The following is a 5,667-nucleotide window of genomic DNA, read 5'->3' on the forward strand; positions in this document are numbered from 1 at the left end:
GCGAATTCATAGAGTTTGGAATCAGATTTTATTTTTTGTATTGCGTCTTGGCATAACCAGACTTTGAATTGGATTCAAAGTTATAGGGTCAAGCCGCACGAGCAATTAGTATCAGTTAGCTTAACGCATTACTGCGCTTCCACACCTGACCTATCAACGTCCTGGTCTTGAACGACTCTTTAGGGGGGTCAAGCCCCCGGCAGATCTCATCTTGAAACGAGTTTCCCGCTTAGATGCTTTCAGCGGTTATCTCTTCCACACATAGCTACTCGGCAATGCCACTGGCGTGACAACCGATACACCAGAGGTGTGTCCACTCCGGTCCTCTCGTACTAGGAGCAGGCTTCCTCAAATCTGCAGCGCCCACGGAAGATAGGGACCAAACTGTCTCACGACGTTTTAAACCCAGCTCACGTACCTCTTTAAATGGCGAACAGCCATACCCTTGGGACCGGCTACAGCCCCAGGATGAGATGAGCCGACATCGAGGTGCCAAACACCGCCGTCGATATGAACTCTTGGGCGGTATCAGCCTGTTATCCCCAGAGTACCTTTTATCCGTTGAGCGATGGCCCTTCCATACAGAACCACCGGATCACTATGTCCTGCTTTCGCATCTGCTCGACTTGTCAGTCTCGCAGTTAAGCACGCTTATGCCATTGCACTATTAGCACGATGTCCGACCGTACCTAGCGTACCTTCGAACTCCTCCGTTACACTTTGGGAGGAGACCGCCCCAGTCAAACTGCCTACCATGCACTGTCCCCGATCCCGATAAGGGACCTAGGTTAGAACCTCAAACACACCAGGGTGGTATTTCAACGTTGGCTCCATGAGAACTAGCGTCCTCACTTCAAAGCCTCCCACCTATCCTACACAGATCTGTTCAAAGTCCAATACAAAGCTACAGTAAAGGTTCATGGGGTCTTTCCGTCTTTCCGCGGGGAGATTGCATCATCACAAACATTTCAACTTCGCTGAGTCTCAGGAGGAGACAGTGTGGCCATCGTTACGCCATTCGTGCAGGTCGGAACTTACCCGACAAGGAATTTCGCTACCTTAGGACCGTTATAGTTACGGCCGCCGTTTACTGGGACTTCAATCAAGAGCTTGCACCCCATCATTTAATCTTCCAGCACCGGGCAGGCGTCACACCCTATACGTCCACTTTCGTGTTTGCAGAGTGCTGTGTTTTTATTAAACAGTCGCAGCCACCGATTTTTTGCAACCCCTTTGAGCTCCCTCTGTACGAGTTCACCTACTTGGGGCATACCTTCTCCCGAAGTTACGGTATCAATTTGCCGAGTTCCTTCTCCTGAGTTCTCTCAAGCGCCTTAGAATACTCATCTCGCGCACCAGTGTCGGTTTGCGGTACGGTCGTGTGTAGCTGAAGCTTAGTGGCTTTTCCTGGAAGCAGGGTATCACTCACTTCGGCTGCAAGCAGCCTCGTTATCACTCCTCATCTAAGCCCGGCGGATTTGCCTACCAGGCACGACTACAAGCTTGAACCAACATATCCAACAGTTGGCTGAGTTAACCTTCTCCGTCCCCACATCGCACTACACATCGGTACAGGAATATTGACCTGTTTCCCATCAACTACGCATCTCTGCCTCGCCTTAGGGGCCGACTCACTCTACGCCGATGAACGTTGCGTAGAAAACCTTGCGCTTACGGCGAGCGGGCTTTTCACCCGCTTTAACGCTACTCATGTCAGCATTCGCACTTCTGATACCTCCAGCAGGCTTCACAACCCACCTTCACAGGCTTACAGAACGCTCTCCTACCACTTGCAATAAATTGCAAATCCGCAGCTTCGGTAACTGGCTTAGCCCCGTTACATCTTCCGCGCAGGACGACTCGATCAGTGAGCTATTACGCTTTCTTTAAATGATGGCTGCTTCTAAGCCAACATCCTGACTGTTTTAGCCTTCCCACTTCGTTTCCCACTTAGCCAATTTTAGGGACCTTAGCTGGCGGTCTGGGTTGTTTCCCTCTTGAGTCCGGACGTTAGCACCCGGTGCTCTGTCTCCCAAGCTGTACTCGTCGGTATTCGGAGTTTGCATAGGTTTGGTAAGTCGCCATGACCCCCTAGCCTAAACAGTGCTCTACCCCCGACGGTAATACTTGAGGCACTACCTAAATAGTTTTCGGAGAGAACCAGCTATTTCCAAGTTTGTTTAGCCTTTCACCCCTATCCACAGCTCATCCGCTAGTTTTGCAACACTAGTCGGTTCGGACCTCCAGTACCTGTTACGGCACCTTCATCCTGGCCATGGATAGATCACTTGGTTTCGGGTCTACACCCAGCGACTGAACGCCCTATTCGGACTCGATTTCTCTACGGCTTCCCTATTCGGTTAACCTTGCCACTGAATGTAAGTCGCTGACCCATTATACAAAAGGTACGCAGTCACCCTTGCGGGCTCCTACTTTTTGTAAGCATGCGGTTTCAGGATCTATTTCACTCCCCTCCCGGGGTTCTTTTCGCCTTTCCCTCACGGTACTAGTTCACTATCGGTCGATGATGAGTATTTAGCCTTGGAGGATGGTCCCCCCATATTCAGACAGGATTTCTCGTGTCCCGCCCTACTTTTCGCTAGCTCAGTACCACCACGATCTTTTCACATACGGGACTATCACCCACTGTGGTCGACCTTTCCAAGTCGTTCTGTTAAGTTCGTAGCTATCACTAGCAGGCTTCTCCGATTTCGCTCGCCACTACTTTCGGAATCTCGGTTGATGTCTTTTCCTCGAGCTACTGAGATGTTTCAGTTCACCCGGTTCGCCTCGCATGACTATGTATTCATCATGCGATACCTTTCGGTGGGTTTCCCCATTCGGATATCTCCGGATCAAAGCTAATTTGCCAGCTCCCCGAAGCTTTTCGCAGGCTATCACGTCCTTCGTCGCCTATCATCGCCAAGGCATCCACCACATGCTCTTAGTCACTTGACCCTATAACTTTGACGTCTCAAGAATCTTTCAACTCTAAAAACATCTCCATCTATTTCAAGGACTGATGTCAGGTCTTTCACCTGACGCGTTATGCCGTAATGTGAATACTCCTCGATCACAGTCATCACTGACCACTTTCAAGAAGATTCGTCATTACTGAATTTCAACTTCATACAGCTCTCACCGTACAAACCATTGAATATTCGTTTTGACGCAATCAAAAAATTGTCGCCAGAGGCACGGTCTGCACTAAACCTTTACGAATGTGCAGTTTCCTCTGACAACTCTGATTCGACTCTATGAATTTTTAAAGAACAGCCGTGGCAATCGTCTTTCAACAACCACCTCATCAATCGCACTATCGCAATCAATAACAAAACAACCTGATTCACCATCAAGTCGCTTTGTTATTGAAACACTCTTCAATCAACCATCTTCATTCATTGGTGGAGGATGACGGGATCGAACCGACGACCCCCTGCTTGCAAAGCAGGTGCTCTCCCAGCTGAGCTAATCCCCCGGGATCCCCACAACCAGACATTGGAATCTTGGTGGGTCTAGTTGGGCTCGAACCAACGACCCCCGCCTTATCAAGACGGTGCTCTAACCAGCTGAGCTACAGACCCATTCCACTTCACCGCTCTCGCAGCTCAGCAGACTGTTCCAACAACCGATAAGTGTGGGTGTTCAAATTAAATTGCAAATTTTCCAGAAAGGAGGTGATCCAGCCGCACCTTCCGATACGGCTACCTTGTTACGACTTCACCCCAGTCACGAACCCTGCCGTGGTAATCGCCCTCCTTGCGGTTAGGCTAACTACTTCTGGCAGAACCCGCTCCCATGGTGTGACGGGCGGTGTGTACAAGACCCGGGAACGTATTCACCGCGACATTCTGATCCGCGATTACTAGCGATTCCGACTTCACGCAGTCGAGTTGCAGACTGCGATCCGGACTACGACTGGTTTTATGGGATTAGCTCCCCCTCGCGGGTTGGCAACCCTCTGTACCAGCCATTGTATGACGTGTGTAGCCCCACCTATAAGGGCCATGAGGACTTGACGTCATCCCCACCTTCCTCCGGTTTGTCACCGGCAGTCTCATTAGAGTGCCCTTTCGTAGCAACTAATGACAAGGGTTGCGCTCGTTGCGGGACTTAACCCAACATCTCACGACACGAGCTGACGACAGCCATGCAGCACCTGTGTTACGGTTCTCTTTCGAGCACGAAACCATCTCTGGTAACTTCCGTACATGTCAAAGGTGGGTAAGGTTTTTCGCGTTGCATCGAATTAAACCACATCATCCACCGCTTGTGCGGGTCCCCGTCAATTCCTTTGAGTTTCAACCTTGCGGCCGTACTCCCCAGGCGGTCAACTTCACGCGTTAGCTTCGTTACTGAGTCAGTGAAGACCCAACAACCAGTTGACATCGTTTAGGGCGTGGACTACCAGGGTATCTAATCCTGTTTGCTCCCCACGCTTTCGTGCATGAGCGTCAGTACAGGCCCAGGGGATTGCCTTCGCCATCGGTGTTCCTCCGCATATCTACGCATTTCACTGCTACACGCGGAATTCCATCCCCCTCTGCCGTACTCCAGCTATGCAGTCACTAATGCAGTTCCCAGGTTGAGCCCGGGGATTTCACATCTGTCTTACATAACCGCCTGCGCACGCTTTACGCCCAGTAATTCCGATTAACGCTCGCACCCTACGTATTACCGCGGCTGCTGGCACGTAGTTAGCCGGTGCTTATTCTTACGGTACCGTCATGGGTCCAGCTTATTAGGCCAAACCTTTTCGTTCCGTACAAAAGCAGTTTACAACCCGAAGGCCTTCATCCTGCACGCGGCATGGCTGGATCAGGCTTGCGCCCATTGTCCAAAATTCCCCACTGCTGCCTCCCGTAGGAGTCTGGGCCGTGTCTCAGTCCCAGTGTGGCTGGTCGTCCTCTCAGACCAGCTACAGATCGTCGGCTTGGTGAGCCTTTACCCCACCAACTACCTAATCTGATATCAGCCGCTCCAATCGCGCGAGGTCTTGCGATCCCCCGCTTTCATCCGTAGATCGTATGCGGTATTAGCGTAACTTTCGCTACGTTATCCCCCACGACTGGGCACGTTCCGATACTTTACTCACCCGTTCGCCACTCGCCACCAGGATTGCTCCCGTGCTGCCGTTCGACTTGCATGTGTAAGGCATGCCGCCAGCGTTCAATCTGAGCCAGGATCAAACTCTACAGTTCGATCTTGAATTTTTCGCATGACATCGCTGCCACGCATTACTCATAAAAACGGAATTGAAGTGAACTTCACTTCTATTCTCATGAGTGTTTAAAGTGCTAAGCACTAGTTCCAAAGAACTTGGCAATCGCCTTCAAACACCCACGCTTATCGGCTGTATATTTTTAAGGATCAAACTACTCAGAATCTCTTCTTTTCGCTTCAGCTCGCTGCGATCAGCGAAGCCCTCTATCTTAGCACAGTTTTTAAGTAACTGGCAAAACTTTTTTTCTTTTCTACCTCAGCAGCATCACCATCTGGTAACCACCGCTTTCAGCAGAGCCTCGAATTATACATCGCTTTTTACAGCAGCAAACTCAAAACCAGAAAACTTCTCAAACCACTCTCAACATCCACTCAACCAAGCACCCAGAGCCATCAGACCCCAGCCACCTCGCTAAGCACTGTTCTGTGCAGTCGAGCCCGCTA

2 tRNA genes and 2 rRNA genes are annotated in these 5,667 nt (G+C 50.5%); all 4 read right to left on the reverse strand.

Annotation, left to right across the window (positions count from 1 at the left end):
• Positions 1 to 84: 84 nt before the first annotated feature.
• The 4 genes from AC3WUT_RS30070 to AC3WUT_RS30085 all read right to left on the reverse strand — a co-directional run bounded on the left by AC3WUT_RS30070 (position 85) and on the right by AC3WUT_RS30085 (position 5,201).
• Positions 85 to 2,958 (reverse strand): 23S ribosomal RNA (locus AC3WUT_RS30070).
• A 444-nt stretch (positions 2,959 to 3,402) separates the two neighbouring features.
• Positions 3,403 to 3,478, reverse strand: a tRNA-Ala gene (locus AC3WUT_RS30075).
• Between the two features lie 29 nt (positions 3,479 to 3,507).
• A tRNA-Ile gene (locus AC3WUT_RS30080) sits at positions 3,508 to 3,584 on the reverse strand.
• An 86-nt stretch (positions 3,585 to 3,670) separates the two neighbouring features.
• Positions 3,671 to 5,201, reverse strand: a 16S ribosomal RNA gene (locus AC3WUT_RS30085).
• Together the 16S and 23S rRNA genes with 2 tRNA genes alongside form the textbook arrangement of a ribosomal RNA operon.
• Between the last annotated feature and the right edge of the window lie 466 nt (positions 5,202 to 5,667).

Source organism: Curvibacter sp. EU05-FHT14A10, from assembly GCF_058791075.1.